Source organism: Coriobacteriia bacterium (genome assembly GCA_030652115.1).
In the GTDB taxonomy this organism is placed as follows: Bacteria; Actinomycetota; Coriobacteriia; order Anaerosomatales; family Anaerosomataceae; genus UBA6100.
On the sequence record JAUSBK010000006.1, the window covers coordinates 1 to 16,596 of the forward strand.

General features: G+C 64.2%; 14 protein-coding genes and 1 tRNA gene. All 15 read left to right on the plus strand.

The genetic code is table 11. The features are described 5' to 3' along the window. On the plus strand, positions 1-602 hold a 602-nt coding region (locus Q7W51_03995; protein MDO8847530.1), incomplete at its 5' end, for an EF-Tu/IF-2/RF-3 family GTPase. A 168-nt stretch (positions 603-770) separates the two neighbouring features. Further along, positions 771-920 (plus strand): 50S ribosomal protein L33, encoded by a 150-nt coding sequence (gene rpmG, locus Q7W51_04000; protein MDO8847531.1) that lies wholly within the window; start codon positions 771-773, stop codon positions 918-920. Between the two features lie 31 nt (positions 921-951). Continuing rightward, positions 952-1,027: transfer RNA gene (locus Q7W51_04005), tRNA-Trp, on the plus strand. A gap of 76 nt (positions 1,028-1,103) precedes the next feature. After that, positions 1,104-1,337, plus strand: coding sequence for a preprotein translocase subunit SecE (gene secE, locus Q7W51_04010; GenBank protein ID MDO8847532.1), 234 nt, complete (start codon positions 1,104-1,106; stop codon positions 1,335-1,337). 7 nt (positions 1,338-1,344) lie between these two features. Then, positions 1,345-1,875 carry a transcription termination/antitermination protein NusG gene (nusG, locus tag Q7W51_04015; protein ID MDO8847533.1) on the plus strand — a complete coding sequence of 177 codons (531 nt, stop codon included), beginning with the start codon at positions 1,345-1,347 and terminating at the stop codon, positions 1,873-1,875. Between the two features lie 123 nt (positions 1,876-1,998). Next, complete coding sequence (gene rplK / locus Q7W51_04020; GenBank protein MDO8847534.1) at positions 1,999-2,424, plus strand: 50S ribosomal protein L11; 426 nt, start codon at positions 1,999-2,001, stop codon at positions 2,422-2,424. Positions 2,425-2,501: 77 nt separating this feature from the next. Beyond that, on the plus strand, positions 2,502-3,209 hold the full coding sequence (gene rplA, locus Q7W51_04025) for a 50S ribosomal protein L1 (GenBank protein ID MDO8847535.1): 708 nt from the start codon (positions 2,502-2,504) through the stop codon (positions 3,207-3,209). A 305-nt stretch (positions 3,210-3,514) separates the two neighbouring features. Next, positions 3,515-4,036, plus strand: a complete 522-nt coding sequence (gene rplJ / locus Q7W51_04030) for a 50S ribosomal protein L10 (protein ID MDO8847536.1) — start codon at positions 3,515-3,517, stop codon at positions 4,034-4,036. Between the two features lie 75 nt (positions 4,037-4,111). Beyond that, a complete protein-coding gene (gene rplL / locus Q7W51_04035; protein MDO8847537.1) occupies positions 4,112-4,492 on the plus strand; it encodes a 50S ribosomal protein L7/L12 in 381 nt (126 codons plus the stop codon). A 178-nt stretch (positions 4,493-4,670) separates the two neighbouring features. Next, complete coding sequence (locus tag Q7W51_04040; GenBank protein ID MDO8847538.1) at positions 4,671-8,282, plus strand: DNA-directed RNA polymerase subunit beta; 3,612 nt, start codon at positions 4,671-4,673, stop codon at positions 8,280-8,282. Between the two features lie 67 nt (positions 8,283-8,349). Beyond that, positions 8,350-12,606, plus strand: a complete 4,257-nt coding sequence (locus tag Q7W51_04045) for a DNA-directed RNA polymerase subunit beta' (protein MDO8847539.1) — start codon at positions 8,350-8,352, stop codon at positions 12,604-12,606. Between the two features lie 189 nt (positions 12,607-12,795). Then, positions 12,796-13,167 carry a 30S ribosomal protein S12 gene (gene rpsL / locus Q7W51_04050; protein MDO8847540.1) on the plus strand — a complete coding sequence of 124 codons (372 nt, stop codon included), beginning with the start codon at positions 12,796-12,798 and terminating at the stop codon, positions 13,165-13,167. A gap of 65 nt (positions 13,168-13,232) precedes the next feature. Further along, positions 13,233-13,703 (plus strand): 30S ribosomal protein S7, encoded by a 471-nt coding sequence (gene rpsG / locus Q7W51_04055; GenBank protein MDO8847541.1) that lies wholly within the window; start codon positions 13,233-13,235, stop codon positions 13,701-13,703. 42 nt (positions 13,704-13,745) lie between these two features. Next, positions 13,746-15,839: an elongation factor G gene (gene fusA, locus Q7W51_04060; GenBank protein MDO8847542.1), complete on the plus strand. Its 2,094-nt coding sequence runs from the start codon at positions 13,746-13,748 to the stop codon at positions 15,837-15,839. A gap of 9 nt (positions 15,840-15,848) precedes the next feature. Beyond that, on the plus strand, positions 15,849-16,596 hold a 748-nt coding region (locus Q7W51_04065; protein ID MDO8847543.1), incomplete at its 3' end, for an elongation factor Tu.

Here is a 16,596-nt window from a genome sequence, read left to right on the forward strand (position 1 = left end):
TCGACAACTACTTCCCGGACCCGGTCCGTGAGACCGACAAGCCGTTCCTCATGGCCGTCGAGGACGTCTTCACCATCACCGGCCGCGGCACCGTCGCGACCGGCCGTGTGGAGCGCGGCATGGTCAAGGTCGGCGACGAGATCGAGATCGTCGGCATCCACGAGGAGACCAAGAAGACGGTCGTCACCGGCGTGGAGATGTTCCGCAAGCTGCTCGACCAGGCGGAGGCCGGCGACAACATCGGCGTGCTGCTCCGTGGCATCGGTCGTGCCGAGATCGAGCGCGGCCAGGTGCTGTGCAAGCCCGGCAGCATCACCCCGCACACCGAGTTCCTCGGCCAGGTCTACATCCTGACCAAGGAGGAAGGCGGCCGTCACACCCCGTTCTTCGACGGCTACCGTCCGCAGTTCTACTTCCGGACCACCGACGTCACGGGCATCGCACACCTGCCCGAGGGCACCGAGATGGTCATGCCCGGCGACAACGTCGAGATCACCGGCCAGCTCATCGGCCCGATCGCGATGGAAGAGGGCCTGCGCTTCGCTATCCGCGAGGGCGGTCGCACCGTCGGCTCGGGTCGTGTCACGAAGATCATCAAGTAGCGTCCGGACGAGCACGAATCCGAACGGGGCCTGGCTGATGGCCGGGCCCCGTTTTGCCCGCTCAAACGCGCGTGCCATCTTTGACAGTGTTTGAGAGCGGGTGTTAGATTACGCTACCGCCCGTCCGACGATCCTGGTTCTGACGTGCGGCCGTGAGGAGGAACTTCCATGAGGACGCTCGTGACGCTGGCCTGCACGGAGTGCAAGCGCCGCAACTACACGACGAACAAGAACAAGCAGAGCAATCCGGAGCGGATCGAGTTCAAGAAGTACTGCAAGTGGTGTCAGACCCACACGCTCCACAAGGAGACCCGTTAGTCGTAACGGGCTTTCAGCGCGAACGCTTCACAGGGCAGTAGCTCCAACGGTAGAGCGCCGGTCTCCAAAACCGGATGTTGGGGGTTCGAATCCCTCCTGCCCTGCCAGACGAAGGATCGGCCGCGGCACGATCGCGGCAGGACATACCGGCCCCCGTACGGGGGCGGAAGAGGTGTAAGTAGGATGGCTCAGTCGAAGAAGAGCGCTGCGAAGCCAAGCATCTTCAAGCGCTTCGGCACGTATCTCAAGGATGTGCGCACCGAACTTCGGCGCGTCATCTGGCCGTCGCGGAAGAACGTTGTGAACTCCAGCATCGTCGTCATCGTGACGCTCGTGTTCTTCGTGTTCTACACCCTGATCATCGACAACATCGCCTCGTACTTGTTCCTCGACGTGCTCGCCGGGATCGGCAGGTAGGGGCGAGATGGCCAAGAAGTGGTACGTCATCCATACGTATTCAGGCTACGAGAACAAAGTAGCCACGAACCTGCGTCATCGCATCGAGTCGATGAACATGCAGGAGAAGATCTTCGACGTCTTCATCCCTAAGGAGACGGTCACCGACATCAAGCAGGGCGGCCGCAAGGTCACCAGCGAGAAGAAGGTCTTCCCCGGCTATATCCTCGTGCAGATGGAGCTCAACGACGACTCCTGGTACGTGGTGCGCAACACGCCGGGCGTCACGGGCTTCGTCGGTGCTCAGGCCAAGCCGGTCCCGCTCTCGCGCGCCGAGGTGGAACGCATCAAGGGGCGCGTGGCTTCTTCGGCCAAGCCCAAGACGCTCACCGACTTCGCCGAAGGCATGCCGGTGAAGGTCACTGCCGGTCCGCTGGCCGACTTCGACGGAGTGATCGCCGAGGTCAATGCGGATCAGGGCAAGATCAAGGTCATGGTCTCGATCTTCGGACGCGAGACGCCTGTCGAGCTTTCGTTCGATCAGGTCGCTAAGTTGTAGACAGTTCGGCGGGTGTTCGTGCCGGGGCAACGATGCGCTCCGGGCTTCTCGCGGGCGTGGCGCCGATGCGATAGACGTGAAGAGCGGCGCCTTCGGGCTGCCGAGAAGATAAGGACGGACGAGATGGCCAAGAAAGTCGTCGGATTCATCAAGCTACAGATCCCGGGTGGCCAGGCCAACCCGGCACCGCCGGTGGGCCCTGCCCTCGGCCAGCACCAGGTGAACATCATGCAGTTCTGCCAGGCGTACAACGCCGAGACGCAGGACAAGATCGGCACGATCATCCCGGTCGAGATCACGGTCTACGAGGACCGCAGCTTCACGTTCGTCCTCAAGACCCCGCCGGCCGCGGTGCTCCTCAAGCAGGCCGCTGGCATCGAGAGCGGTTCGGGCACGCCCAACCGCACCAAGGTCGCATCGGTCACGACCGACCAGCTGCGCCAGATCGCCGAGACCAAGATGCCCGACCTGAACGCGAACGACATCGATGCTGCGATGAAGATCGTCGCCGGCACCGCCCGTTCGATGGGTATCACGATAGAGGACTAACGTCGATGCGGCCGCGCGGCCGCGTGACGTGCAGATGTGGGAGGGCACTCGCTGCCCGCTGACCACGAGGAGGAACCATGAAGCGAGGCAAGAGGATGGCGGCGTCGGTTGCCGCGGTCGATCGGGAGCGCCTGTACACGCCGCTCGAGGCGATGAAGCTCGCCAATGAGCTCGCGCCCGCCAAGTTCGACGAGACCGTTGAGGTGCACTTCCGTCTTGGTATCGACACCCGCCAGGCCGATCAGCAGGTCCGTGGCAGCGTGTCGCTCCCTGCCGGGACCGGCAAGGAGGTCCGGGTCGCCGTCTTCGCCCAGGGCGACAAGGCCAAGGAAGCGGAAGATGCCGGCGCCGACATCGTGGGCTCCGATGACCTCGTCGAGAAGATCTCGGGCGGTTTCCTGGACTTCGACGCCACCGTCGCGACGCCCGACATGATGAGCAAGGTCGGCCGCCTGGGCAAGATCCTCGGCACACGTGGCCTGATGCCGAACCCAAAGCTCGGCACCGTGACCATGGACATCGCCCGCGTGGTGGGCGAACTGAAGGCCGGTCGCGTCGAGTACCGTGCGGACAAGTTCGGAATCGCCCACGTGGGCATCGGCAAGAAGTCCTTCACCCCCGAGGCGCTGATCCAGAATTACGGTGCGCTGCTGGATGAGATACTTCGCGCGAAGCCGGCTGGCTCGAAGGGCCGCTACATCAAGTCGATCACCATCTCGACGACGATGGGCCCGGGCATCAAGGTCGACCCGCTCAAGACGCGCAACCTCCTCGAAGAGGCCTAGCGCCTCGCGAGGCTTGCACGGGTGCGGGTGACAGGCTATCATCACCTGCGCTCCAAAGTTGATAACACACGCACGACCGCTACCGTAGACAGCAGGTGCCCGGAGGCATCCGGGTCTTAAGGGAACCGAGCCCGGTTCCGCCCGCCGAGGTGGAGACACACGAACTAGCGACGCGTAAGCGTCTTCGCGTCCGTGGCCTCCGCCGTATCAGGCGGGGGCCACGTCGCATTTCGGAGGGCTACACGTCCTCGAGCGACACGGCCTCGTCTGGCGTGTCGCGTGTGTGAACGGAAGGAGGGAAGTGTATGCCGACATCTGAAAAGCAGCGGCTTGTGGCCGAGATCAAAGACCGCCTGTCGTCGTCGGGTGGCGTGATCCTCGCCGACTACCGCGGTCTTTCCGTGAAGGACATGCGTGCGCTGCGCACCTCGCTCTACGAGACCGGCAGCGAGGCGACCGTGTACAAGAACTCGCTCGCCCAGATCGCGATCCGCGAACTCGAGCTGCCGAACATGGACGAGTACCTTGCGGGGCCGACGGTCTTCGTGTTCACCCCGGAGGACCCGGTGGCGACCGCCAAGGCGCTGCTCGCGTTTGCGAAGGAGAACAAGACCTTCGCGTTCAAGGGCGGGCTCATCGAGGGCAACGTCGTCACGGCTGACGTCGTGAGGACGATCGCGGTGCTGCCGTCTCGCGAGGAGCTTATCGCGAAGCTCATGGGCACCATGCTCAACCCGATCAGAGGCTTCATGGCCATGGCGAACGCCCCCGTGGGCGCCTTCGCGCGGGTCGTCAAGGCCGTGGCGGACCAGAAGGCCGCCGCGTAAGGAACGTTCGGACGATACATGCGGACAGGCGAACAGACTCGCCTCAAGTCCCGAGAACAGAAGGAGTACTAAGAGATGGCTGCTCTTAAGCGTGAGGACATTCTCGAGTGGATCAAGGCTGCTCCGGCCCTCGAGCTCGCTGAGCTCGTGAAGGAGATGGAAGAGGTCTTCGGTGTCTCGGCTGCCGCTCCGGTCGCCGCTGCCGCCGCCCCCGCCGGCGAGGCCGCTGTGGTCGAGGAGAAGGACAGCTTCGACGTCGTCATCAACGGTGCTGGCGAGAAGAAGATCCAGGTCATCAAGGTCGTGCGCGAGCTCGACTCGTCGCTCGGACTGAAGGAAGCCAAGGACCTCGTCGACGCCGCGCCGAAGGCCGTGCTCACGGGTGTCAACAAGGAGAAGGCGGCCGAGGCGAAGGCCAAGCTCGAGGAGGCCGGCGCCTCAGTCGAGGTCAAGTAGAACCGTTCGTCGCGGGGCCGCTTAGCCCCGTCTCGTTCGTGGCCGGCGGCGCGGAATCGCGCCGCCGGCCACAACGCACGATTGATGTCAAGTATTCATTGACCGAGGCAAACGCCTTCGGTAGACTGAACGTTTGCGACTCTCAGTACGCCGCTTGGGTATAAGGAGGAATCACCTGGTGCCGCGCGAAGCAGGTTCCCCCGCTCCCGCTGGTGCTCGCCAGCGCCGTTCGTTCGCTAAGATCCCCGAGATTCTGGATGTTCCGAATCTCATTGCGATTCAGACGGACAGTTTCAAATGGTTCCTCGATGAGGGACTGAACGACACCTTTCAGGACATCTCTCCGATAAGTGACTTCACCGACACGTTGGCCGTCGAGTTCGGCGGCCACGAGTTCGGCGATGCCAAGTACTCCGTCGAGGAGTGCAAGGAGAAGGACATGTCCTACCAGGCGCCCCTGTTCGTCGAGGTGCGCTTCATCAACAAAGAAACCGGAGAGATCAAGGAGCAGCAGGTGTTCATGGGCGACTTCCCGCTCATGACCGACCGCGGCACCTTCGTCATAAACGGCACCGAGCGCGTTGTCGTTTCGCAGCTCGTGCGCTCGCCGGGTGCCTACTTCAAGTGGGACATCCGCAACAACAAGAGCTACGCAGTGGGTTCGGTCATCCCGAGCCGCGGCGCATGGCTCGAGTTCGAGATCGGCCGCCCGTGGTTCTCATGGGTGGCATCCGGCCGTCCCATGGAGGCCGACAAGCAGTTCGGCGAGGCGTACGTCCGCGTCGACCGCAAGCGCAAGGTTCCCGCGACCGTACTCATCCGTGCACTCGGCATCGCCGAGACCGAGGAAGAGATGCTTGACGTCCTCGGTGACAGTTTCGTCGTTCGCCGCACGCTCGAACGCGATCACACCACCACCCGCGAAGAGGCGCTCATCGAGCTCTACAAGCGCCTTCGTCCGGGTGAGCCGGCCAACGTCGAATCGGCGCGTTCGCTGCTCGACGGCCTGTTCTTCAACCCGCAGCGCTACGACCTCGGCAAGGTCGGTCGCTTCATGCTCAACCGCAAGCTGCGGCTCGGCGTGCCCGAAGAGGTCCACACCCTCACCAACGAGGACGTCGTGGGCATGCTCAAGTTCCTCTTCGGCCTCTGGGAGCAGGACTATCGCGAGCATGCGACCGAGGACGTCCTTGCGACGCTTCGCGCCAAGTACGACTCGATCAAGCTCGGCGCCGAAGATCGCGATTTCGAAGTGGACGATATCGACCACTTCGGCAACCGTCGCGTTCGCAGCGTGGGCGAGCTCATCCAGAACCAGTTCCGCATCGGTCTTGCGCGCATGGAGCGTGTTGTCCGCGAGCGCATGACCACGCAGGACGTGGAGCAGATCACGCCGCAGTCGCTCATCAACATCCGGCCGATCGTGGCGAGCATCAAGGAGTTCTTCGGTTCCTCGCAGCTGTCGCAGTTCATGGACCAGACCAACCCGCTCGGCGGTCTCACGCACAAGCGTCGCGTGTCGGCCCTCGGCCCGGGCGGTCTGTCCCGCGAGCGCGCCGGCTTCGAGGTGCGAGACGTCCACCCCTCGCACTACGGCCGCATGTGCCCGATCGAGACGCCTGAAGGTCCGAACATCGGCCTCATCGGCTCGCTCGCGACCTTCGCGCGGATCAACGCATACGGCTTCATCGAGACGCCGTACCGCAAGGTCGTGAAGGGCAAGGTCACCGACGAGATCGAGTACCTGACTGCCGAGAAGGACGAACTGTTCATCATCGCGCAGGCAGGCGAACCGATCGACCCGAAGACGGGCAAGTTCGTCAACGACAAGGTGCTCTGCCTCATCAAAGGCGGCGAGCCGATCGACGCCGCGCCCAACGAGGTCGACTACATGGACGTCAGCGCCCGTCAGATCGTGTCGGTCGCGACCGCCCTCATCCCGTTCCTTGAGCACGACGACGCGAACCGCGCACTCATGGGTTCGAACATGCAGCGTCAGGCCGTGCCGCTGCTCACGCCTTCGGCTCCGCTGATCGGCACCGGCATGGAGTATCGCGCCGCGGTCGATACCGGCGAGATCATCGTGGCGCGGCACGCGGGCACGGTAAGCTCCGTGGACAGCACTTCGATCGAGGTCACCTCCAAGGAGGGCGTCGACACCTACTCGCTGCCCAAGTTCATGCGTTCGAACCAGGGCACCTGCATCAACCACAAGCCGCTCGTTTCCGAGGGCCAGCAGGTCGCCGAGGGCCAGGTCCTCGCTGACGGCCCCTCCACCGAGGCGGGCGAGCTCGCGCTGGGCCAGAACCTTCTCGTGGCGTTCATGCCGTGGGAGGGCTACAACTACGAAGATGCGATCATCCTTTCGGAACGCGTGGTGCGCGATGACCTGCTGACCTCGATCCACATCGAGGAGTACGAGGTCGAGGCTCGCGATACCAAGCTCGGTCCGGAAGAGATCACTCGCGAGATCCCGAACGTCGGCGAAGACGTTCTGGCCAACCTCGACGAGGACGGCATCATCCGCATCGGTGCCGAGGTCTTCCCCGGCGACGTGCTCGTGGGCAAGGTCACCCCCAAGGGCGAGACCGAGCTCACCGCCGAGGAGCGGTTGCTCCGCGCGATCTTCGGTGAGAAGGCGCGTGAGGTGCGCGACACGTCGCTCAAGGTGCCGCACGGTGAGACCGGCCGCGTCATCGCAGTCCACAAGATGAGCCGCGACAACGGCGACGATCTGAACCCGGGCGTTGACGAACTCGTGCGCGTGTACGTCGCACAGAAGCGCAAGATCCAGGAAGGCGACAAGCTCGCCGGCCGTCACGGGAACAAGGGTGTCATCTCCAAGATCCTGCCGGTCGAGGACATGCCGTTCCTGGCAGACGGCACTGCCGTCGATATCATCCTGAACCCCCTCGGCGTGCCGAGCCGAATGAACATCGGGCAGCTGCTCGAAACGCACCTCGGCTGGGCCGCGCACGTAGGCTGGAGCGACGAGAAGACGCAGAAGGAGCCGGTCTACGGCCCGATGCACGTGGCGACGCCCGTGTTCGACGGTGCCAAGGAGTACGAGATCTCCGAGACGCTGGTGAAGGCCGACAAGAACGTCAAGCTGCAGGCGCAGGAGCGCTACGGCAAGAAGATGCTCGAGTCGGTCGTGCCGCATATCAACGAGTATGGCAAGACCGTGCTCTTCGACGGTCGTACCGGCGAGCCGTTCCGCCAGCCGGTCACGGTCGGTCAGATCTACATCCTGAAGCTGCTCCATCTGGTCGACGACAAGATCCACGCTCGTTCGACCGGCCCGTACTCGCTCATCACCCAGCAGCCGCTCGGTGGTAAGGCGCAGTTCGGTGGCCAGCGCTTCGGCGAGATGGAAGTGTGGGCCCTGTACGCATACGGCGCCGCCTACGTGCTGCAGGAGATCCTCACCATCAAGTCCGACGACGTGCTGGGCCGCGTGAAGGCGTACGAGGCCATCGTCAAGGGCGAGAACATCCCCGAGCCGGGCATTCCTGAGAGCTTCAAGGTGCTCGTGAAGGAGATGCAGTCGCTGTGTCTGGACGTGGAGATCATGTCCGAGAGCGGCGAGGAGATCGAGCTCAAGGAGGACGAGGAGGACGTGTTCCGCACCGCTGAGGAACTCGGCCTCGACCTCACCGGCATGGGCGAGGCCCCCGGCCTCGGCAGGGTGAATGCCAGCGAGTCGCTGGAGGATCTCGACACGTCGGAGATCGACCTTTCGCTCGAGTTCGGCGAAGAGGGCATTGCTGTCGAGAGTGCCGAAGAGTAGGGCCCGGTAGGCAGTTACGGGTAGGCGCCCGCTCATCTGAGGGCGTTCACCGGATGGAGGAATAACGTTGCTCGACGTCGACGTCAACAACTTCGATAAGCTCCGCATCGGGCTCGCCAGCTCGGAGCAGATCCGTCAGTGGTCGCGCGGCGAGGTCAAGAAGCCGGAGACTATCAACTACCGCACGCTCAAGCCTGAGAAGGACGGACTCTTCTGCGAGAAGATCTTCGGTCCGACGAAGGACTGGGAGTGCTACTGCGGCAAGTACAAGCGCGTGCGCTTCAAGGGCATCATCTGCGAGCGCTGCGGCGTGGAGGTCACGCGCGCCAAGGTACGTCGCGAGCGGATGGGTCACATCGAGCTCGCTGCGCCGGTCTCGCACATCTGGTACTTCAAGGGCGTGCCGAGCCGCATGGGCTATCTCCTTGACATCGCGCCCCGCGATCTTGAGAAGGTGCTCTATTTCGCGTCGTCCATCATCACTTCGGTGAACGAGGACGACCGCGAGGCTGATCTCTCAATGCTGAAGGACGAGCTCGACGCTGATCTGCAGGCGCTCGAGTCCGATGTGGCCGAGGAGAAGGCGCAGACGGAGGCCGAGAAGGACCGTCTGATCGCCGTCGCCAAAGGCGAGCTCGAGCCGCAGGAGGGGGAGTCCTTCGACGAGGAGGTCGATCCCGCCGATCGCATCAAGAAGCTCGAGGCTGAGGCCAAGCGCGACATACGCGACCTGGATGAGGAGCTCGAGGAGCGCCGCGACCTGCTGCGCGAGACGTTCGACCGCTTCCAGAAGCTCGCCGTGAAGGACCTCATCAACGACGAGACGCTCTACCGCGAGATGAAGCTGCGCTACGGCGACTACTTCCGTGGCGGCATGGGCGCCGAGGCGATCCAGGACCTGCTCAAGCAGATCGACATGGACGCGCTTGCCGAGGAGCTCCGCGAGCAGATCGACGAGGGCAAGGGCCAGAAGAAGCAGAAGGCCATCAAGCGCCTCAAGGTGGTCTCGGCATTCAGGCACTCCACCAACAAGCCCGAGTGGATGATCCTCGAGGCCGTCCCGGTCATCCCGCCGGACCTCCGCCCGATGGTGCAGCTCGACGGCGGCCGCTTTGCGACCTCGGACCTGAACGACCTGTACCGCCGCGTGATCAACCGCAACAACCGCCTCAAGAGGCTGCTCGACCTCGGCGCGCCCGAGATCATCGTGAACAACGAGAAGCGCATGCTGCAGGAGGCCGTCGACGCGCTGTTCGACAACGGCCGCCGCGGCCGCCCGGTCACCGGCCCTGGCAACCGTCCGCTGAAGTCCATCAGCGACATGCTCAAGGGCAAGCAGGGCCGCTTCCGCCAGAACCTGCTCGGCAAGCGCGTCGACTACTCCGGCCGCTCGGTCATCATCGTCGGTCCAGAGCTCAAGCTGCACCAGTGCGGTCTGCCGAAGGTCATGGCCCTCGAGCTGTTCAAGCCCTTCGTCATGAAGCGCCTCGTGGACATGGAGTACGCGCAGAACATCAAGAGCGCCAAGCGCATGGTCGATCGTGGCCGCGATGTGGTGTGGGACGTGCTCGAGGAGGTCATCTCCGATCACCCCGTGCTGCTCAACCGCGCACCTACGTTGCACCGCCTCGGCATACAGGCGTTCGAGCCGATCCTCGTCGAGGGTAAGGCCATCCGCCTGCACCCGCTCGTCTGCACGGCGTTCAACGCGGACTTCGACGGCGACCAGATGGCCGTGCACCTGCCGCTTTCGGCAGAGGCGCAGGCCGAGGCACGCACGCTCATGCTCTCCACCAACAACATCAAGAGCCCGTCCCACGGCCGTCCGCTCACCGTGCCTTCGCAGGACATGGTCATCGGCCTCTTCTACCTCACGACGGAGCGTGAAGGCGGCGAGGGCGCCGGTCGCGCGTTCTCCAGCTTCGCCGATGCGCAGCTGGCGTACGACAGCCGGGCCGACCTCGACTTGCAGGCGCTCGTCCGGGTGCGTCTCACCGACGACCTCATCGAGGAGTACCTCGATGAGGACGGCAAGATCGCTCTTCGGGACCGCAAGGTCGGCGAACGCATCGACACCACGGTCGGCCGGATCACGTTCAACAAGTCGCTTCCCGAGGACTATCCCTTCATCAACCACGACGTGGACAAGAAGGGCATCTCCCGCATCGTGGAGGACTGCTCCGTCGTCTATTCCACCACGCGCATGGGCGCCATCCTCGACGAGGTCAAGCGTCTCGGCTTCCATTACGCCACGCGTGCCGGCGTGACAGTCGGCGTGTATGACGCGGCCGTTCCGGAGGCAAAGGGCGCGATCATCGCGGCCGCCGAGGGCGAAGTCGAGAAGATCGAGCAGCAGTACGACCGCGGTCTCATCACCAAAGACGAGCGGCACCGCCAGATCGTGGAAGTCTGGACGCGCGCGACCGACGACGTTGGCGATGCGATGGCCGCGAACTTCGACAAGTTCAACCCGATCTTCATGATGGCCCAGTCGGGTGCCCGCGGTAACATCAAGCAGGTCCGTCAGCTTGCCGGTATGCGAGGCCTGATGGCGAATCCGAAGGGCGAGATCCTCGACCGCCCGATCAAGGCGAACTTCCGCGAGGGTCTATCGGTTCTCGAGTACTTCATCTCCACGCACGGCGCCCGTAAGGGCCTGGCCGACACGGCCCTTCGTACGGCCGACTCGGGGTACCTCACCCGCCGTCTGGTCGACGTTGCCCAGGATGTCATCGTTCGCGAAGGCGACTGTGGCACCGACGAGGCGATGGAGTTCCGCACCACAGATGACAAGGGACAGCCGGACCACGACCTTGTGGGCCGCTGCCTCCACACACCGGCCGCTCATCCCAAGACCGGCGAGGTGCTCATCAATGCCGGTGACTACATCCGCACCGACAAGGACCTCCACCAGCTTGCCGACGCAGGCATCGAGACAGTGCATGCGCGCACCGTGATGACCTGTCGCGCGGCGCACGGCATCTGCCAGAAGTGCTACGGGTTCGATTTGGCCGCCGGCCGCACCGTCGACATCGGCACGGCGGTGGGCATCATCGCCGCCCAGTCGATCGGCGAGCCGGGCACGCAGCTCACGATGCGCACCTTCCACACCGGCGGTGTCGCCGGCGAGGACATCACGCATGGTCTCCCGCGTGTCACCGAGCTCTTCGAAGCCCGCAAGCCGAAGGGCCAGGCGCAGCTCACCGAGCTGACCGGCATGCTAGCGATCGAAGAGGGCGACAAGACCCGCAAGCTCACCGTGACCGCCGAGGACGGCAAAGCCAAGGACTACACCGTTTCGCGCCGCTCGCGCTTGCGGCCGGGCGTGGTGGCCGGCACCGTGATCGAGGCAGGCACGCAGCTCACCGAGGGTTCCGTGAACCCGCACGACCTGCTCATCCTGCGCGGACCCAAGGCCGTGCTCGCGTACATCGTCCGCGAGGTGCAGGAGGTCTACGCCAGCCAGGGCGTCGACATCAACGACAAGCACATCGAGGTCATCGCGCGCCAGATGATGCGCAAGATCTCGGTGCTCGAGGCGGCAGATACCACGTTCCTGCCCGGCCAGCTCGTCGACCGCCTGGTCTACCACGCTGAGAACGAGCGCGTCATCTCCGCAGGCGGCGAGCCTGCAGTCGGTCACGCGATCCTGCTCGGCATCACCAAGGCCTCGCTCGCGACCGACAGCTTCCTCTCGGCAGCGTCGTTCCAGGAGACCACCCGCGTGCTCACTGACGCTGCGATCGCCGGCAAGTCCGACGAGTTGCTGGGCCTCAAGGAGAACGTCATCATCGGCAAGCTCATCCCGGCCGCGACCGGCATGAAGCGCTATCGCTCGGTCAAGCTCACCTACCGCGGTCAGTCCGCGGAGTGGAGCGGTGAAGAGGGGACCGGCCCGCTGCCGGAGTTCGCCCCTGATGAGCTGCGCGAGCTCGAGGCCATGCTGCCCGGGCCGGCGCTCGACGAAGGCCAGTTCACCGATGAGGAGGCCGAGGACTTCTTCGGCATCCTGAACGTCGACGACGCCGATGAGGACATCGACGTCAGCAGTTTCGAGGGCGTCGTGTTCGATCCCGAGGAGCCTGCGCGCGTGGCGGTCGAACAGCCGGTCGAGCGTCTGTGCGAGGCGCTGTTCGGCGATGGTCAGCCATGTACGCACAAGGCGAAGGACGGTTCGCGCTACTGCGGCGTTCACGCCAAGGTGGCCGACTCCGACGGGCTGTGCCGCGCGTTTCGCGTGGACGGCACGCCATGCCCGAACAAGTCCAAGGACGAGGGCATCTACTGTGGAGTCCACGCCAAGCTCGCGGGTCAGGACGCATAGCGTTCGTCACCATCGGCCCCGGAGGTCCGCTGACCCCGGGGCCGGTGTCTGCAAGAGGAGCGATACGCCCGGGAGCGTGGTTTGACACACCCCAGGTGGTTTGTTAGAGTTGCGCGTTGCGACTACGCTCGGCGCCCGATGCCTGGACGCCGTGGACGAGGCACGCACGATCGACGAAGGAGATGAGTAGTGCCCACCATCAATCAGCTGGTGCGCAAGGGCCGTCAGCAGGCCACCGAAAAGAGCAAGACGCCGGCGCTCAAGGGCAACCCGCAGAAGCGCGGCGTTTGCACGCGCGTCTACACGACCACGCCGAAGAAGCCGAACTCGGCTCTCCGCAAGGTCGCTCGCGTGCGTCTCACGAACCAGATGGAAGTGACGGCGTACATCCCCGGCATCGGCCACAACCTCCAGGAGCACTCGATCGTGCTCGTCCGTGGTGGCCGTGTGAAGGACCTTCCGGGTGTCCGCTACAAGATCATCCGTGGTGCGCTTGACGCAGCCGGCGTGAGCAAGCGCGAGCAGGCGCGTTCCCGTTACGGCGTTAAGAAGAGCAAGTAGTCCCGACTTCGGTGCAGTCCGCCCACGCATTTGGCGGACTGTTCGTGTGAGCAGAGGAGTGAAGAATGCCCAGGCGTGCAGCTGCGCAGCGTCGTGAGGTGCTGGCGGATCCGGTCTACAACAACCGGCTCGTCACCCAGCTCGTGAACAAGGTCCTGCTCGACGGCAAGAAGTCCGTTGCCGAGCGGATCGTCTACGGCGCGTTCAACATCATCGAGGAGAAGACGACTCAGGATCCGCTGTCGGTCTTCAAGAAGGCGATGGACAACGTTCGCCCGACGCTCGAGGTCAAGCCCAAGCGCGTGGGTGGCGCCACCTACCAGGTGCCGATCGAGGTCAACTCCCGCCGCTCGACGACGCTCGCGATCCGCTGGATCGTCGGCTACGCGCGTAAGCGCCGTGAGAAGACGATGCAGGAGCGCCTCGCCGCCGAGATCATGGACGCTGCAAACAACCTCGGCGCCTCGGTGAAGAAGCGTGAGGACCTGTACAAGATGGCGGAGTCCAACCGCGCGTTCAGCCACTACCGCTGGTAAGCCAGCGTACCCGCGACTGCAGGAAGAGGACGAGAACAGCTGATGGCCCTCAAGAGGACCCCACTCGACATGACCCGCAACATCGGGATCATGGCCCATATCGACGCCGGGAAGACCACGACGACCGAGCGCATCCTGTTCTACACCGGCAGGACGCACAAGATCGGCGAGGTCCACGACGGCGCGGCCACGATGGACTGGATGGTGCAGGAGCAGGAGCGCGGCATCACCATTACGTCGGCTGCGACCACGTGCTTCTGGAAAGACCATCGCATTCAGATCATAGACACGCCCGGCCACGTGGACTTCACCGTTGAGGTGGAGCGCTCGCTGCGCGTGCTCGATGGCACGGTTGCCGTGTTCTGCGCCGTGGGTGGCGTTCAGCCGCAGTCCGAGACGGTGTGGCGCCAGGCGGACCGCTACGGCGTTCCGCGCATGGCCTACATCAACAAGATGGACCGCACCGGTGCGGACTTCTTCAACGTCATCAAGATGATGAAGGACCGCCTGGACACGCGTCCGGTGCTCCTGCAGCTGCCGATCGGCGCCGAGGACAAGTTCACGGGCATCATCGACCTCATCGAGATGAACGCCATTCATTTCAACGAGGACGACAAGGGCATCAACCCCTCGATCGAGCCGATCCCGGCCGACATGCTCGATGACGCCGAGCTCTATCGCCACGAACTCGTGGAGGCCGCCGCCGAGTACGACGACGACCTGCTCGAGAAGTTCCTCGGCGACGAGGAGATCGGCAAAGACGAGCTCAAGGCCGCGCTGCGCAAGGCGACCGTGGACTGCGCGATCACGCCGGTCGTGTGCGGCGCGTCGTTCAAGAACAAGGGCGTCCAGGCGCTCCTCGACGCCATCCTCGATTACCTGCCGTCGCCGCTCGACATCCCCCCCGTGAAGGGCACCTCGGTGCGCGACGGCTCGGAGGTCACGCGTGCTGCCGACGACAAGGAGCCGTTCGCCGCACTCGCGTTCAAGGTCATGACCGACCCGTTCGTGGGCAAGCTCACCTACTTCCGTGTGTACTCCGGCACGATGACCTCCGGGTCGCATGTGCTGAACTCCACCAAGGGCCACAAGGAGCGCTTCGGGCGGCTTCTGCAGATGCACGCGAATCACCGTGAGGATGTCGACCAGGTCTTTGCCGGCGATATCGTCGCGGCTGTGGGCCTCAAGAACACAACCACCGGCGATACGCTGTGCGATGACAGCCACCCGGTGCTGCTCGAGTCGATGGTCTTCCCGGACCCGGTCATCGACATCGCCATCGAGCCCAAGACCAAGGCCGAGCAGGACAAACTCGGCACCGCGCTCGCCAAGCTCTCGGAGGAAGACCCGACGTTCCGCGTCCACACCGACGAGGACACCGGGCAGACGATCATCGCCGGTATGGGCGAGCTTCACCTCGAGATCATCGTCGACCGCCTCCTCCGCGAGTTCAAGGTCGAGGCGAACGTCGGCAAGCCTCAGGTCGCGTACCGTGAGACCGCCGGCAAGGAAGTCAAGGAAGTACACGGCAAGTTCGTCCGCCAGACCGGCGGTCACGGCCAGTACGGCCATGTCGTCCTCACCGTCACGCCGCAGCAGCCGGGCGACGGGTATGTCTTCGAGAACAAGATCACCGGAGGCACCATTCCGAAGGAGTACATCCCGGCCGTCGACAAGGGCATCCAGGAAGCGATCACCACCGGCGTGCTCGCCGGCTACCCGGTCGTCGACATCAAGGTGCAGTTGGTTGATGGCTCGTATCACGACGTCGACTCTTCGGAGATGGCGTTCAAGATCGCCGGCTCCATGGGCATCAAGGAGGCGCTGCGCAAGTCCTCCCCGGTGATCCTCGAGCCGGTCATGGCCGTCGAGGTCGATACGCCCGAGGACTTCATGGGCGACGTGATGGGCGACCTCTCCAGCCGCCGCGGTCACATCGAGGGCATGGAGCCCCGCGGCAACGCCCAGCTTGTCCGCGGCAAGGTGCCGCTCGCCAACATGTTCGGCTACGCGACCGACCTACGTTCGCGCACCCAGGGCCGTGCCGCCTACACCATGCAGTTCAAGGCCTACGAGCCTGTGCCGAAGTCCATCGCCGATGAGATCGTCGCCAAAGCCGGCGGCGAGCAGAGCTAGGGGAAGACGATGGCCAAGAAGAAGTTCGAGCGCACCAAGCCGCACATGAACGTCGGCACCATCGGTCACGTCGACCATGGTAAGACGACGCTCACCGCTGCCATCACGAAGTGTCGGGCAGCCAAGGGCCAGGCCGACTTCACGCCGTTCGACCAGATCGACAAGGCTCCCGAAGAGCGCGAGCGCGGTATTACCATCGCCATCGCGCACGTGGAGTACGAGACCGACAAGCGCCACTACGCGCACGTCGACTGCCCGGGCCACGCCGACTACGTCAAGAACATGATCACCGGTGCCGCGCAGATGGACGGCGCGATCCTGGTGGTCTCGGCGGCCGACGGCCCTATGCCGCAGACCCGCGAGCACATCCTGCTCGCTCGCCAGGTGGGCGTGCCGAACATCGTCGTCTACCTGAACAAGGTCGACATGGTGGACGACCCGGAGCTGCTGGAGCTCGTGGAGATGGAAGTCCGCGAGCTGCTTTCCGAGTACGAGTTCGACGGCGACAACATCCCCGTCGTTCACGGCTCAGCCCTCAAGGCGCTCGAGTGCACGACCTGTGATGCTACCCACTCGTGCGAGTGGTGTGCGTCGATCGACAAGCTCATGGACGCCATCGACAACTACTTCCCGGACCCGGTCCGTGAGACCGACAAGCCGTTCCTCATGGCCGTCGAGGACGTCTTCACCATCACCGGCCGCGGCACCGTCGCGACCGGCCGTGTGGAGCGCGGCATGGTCAAGGTCGGCGACGAGA

Coding starts and splice junctions, on each gene's coding strand:
- rpmG (MDO8847531.1), top strand. CDS start 771: ATGAGGACGCTCGTGACGCTGGCCTGCACGGAGTGCAAGCGCCGCAAC.
- secE (MDO8847532.1), top strand. CDS start 1,104: ATGGCTCAGTCGAAGAAGAGCGCTGCGAAGCCAAGCATCTTCAAGCGC.
- nusG (MDO8847533.1), top strand. CDS start 1,345: ATGGCCAAGAAGTGGTACGTCATCCATACGTATTCAGGCTACGAGAAC.
- rplK (MDO8847534.1), top strand. CDS start 1,999: ATGGCCAAGAAAGTCGTCGGATTCATCAAGCTACAGATCCCGGGTGGC.
- rplA (MDO8847535.1), top strand. CDS start 2,502: ATGAAGCGAGGCAAGAGGATGGCGGCGTCGGTTGCCGCGGTCGATCGG.
- rplJ (MDO8847536.1), top strand. CDS start 3,515: ATGCCGACATCTGAAAAGCAGCGGCTTGTGGCCGAGATCAAAGACCGC.
- rplL (MDO8847537.1), top strand. CDS start 4,112: ATGGCTGCTCTTAAGCGTGAGGACATTCTCGAGTGGATCAAGGCTGCT.
- rpsG (MDO8847541.1), top strand. CDS start 13,233: ATGCCCAGGCGTGCAGCTGCGCAGCGTCGTGAGGTGCTGGCGGATCCG.
- fusA (MDO8847542.1), top strand. CDS start 13,746: ATGGCCCTCAAGAGGACCCCACTCGACATGACCCGCAACATCGGGATC.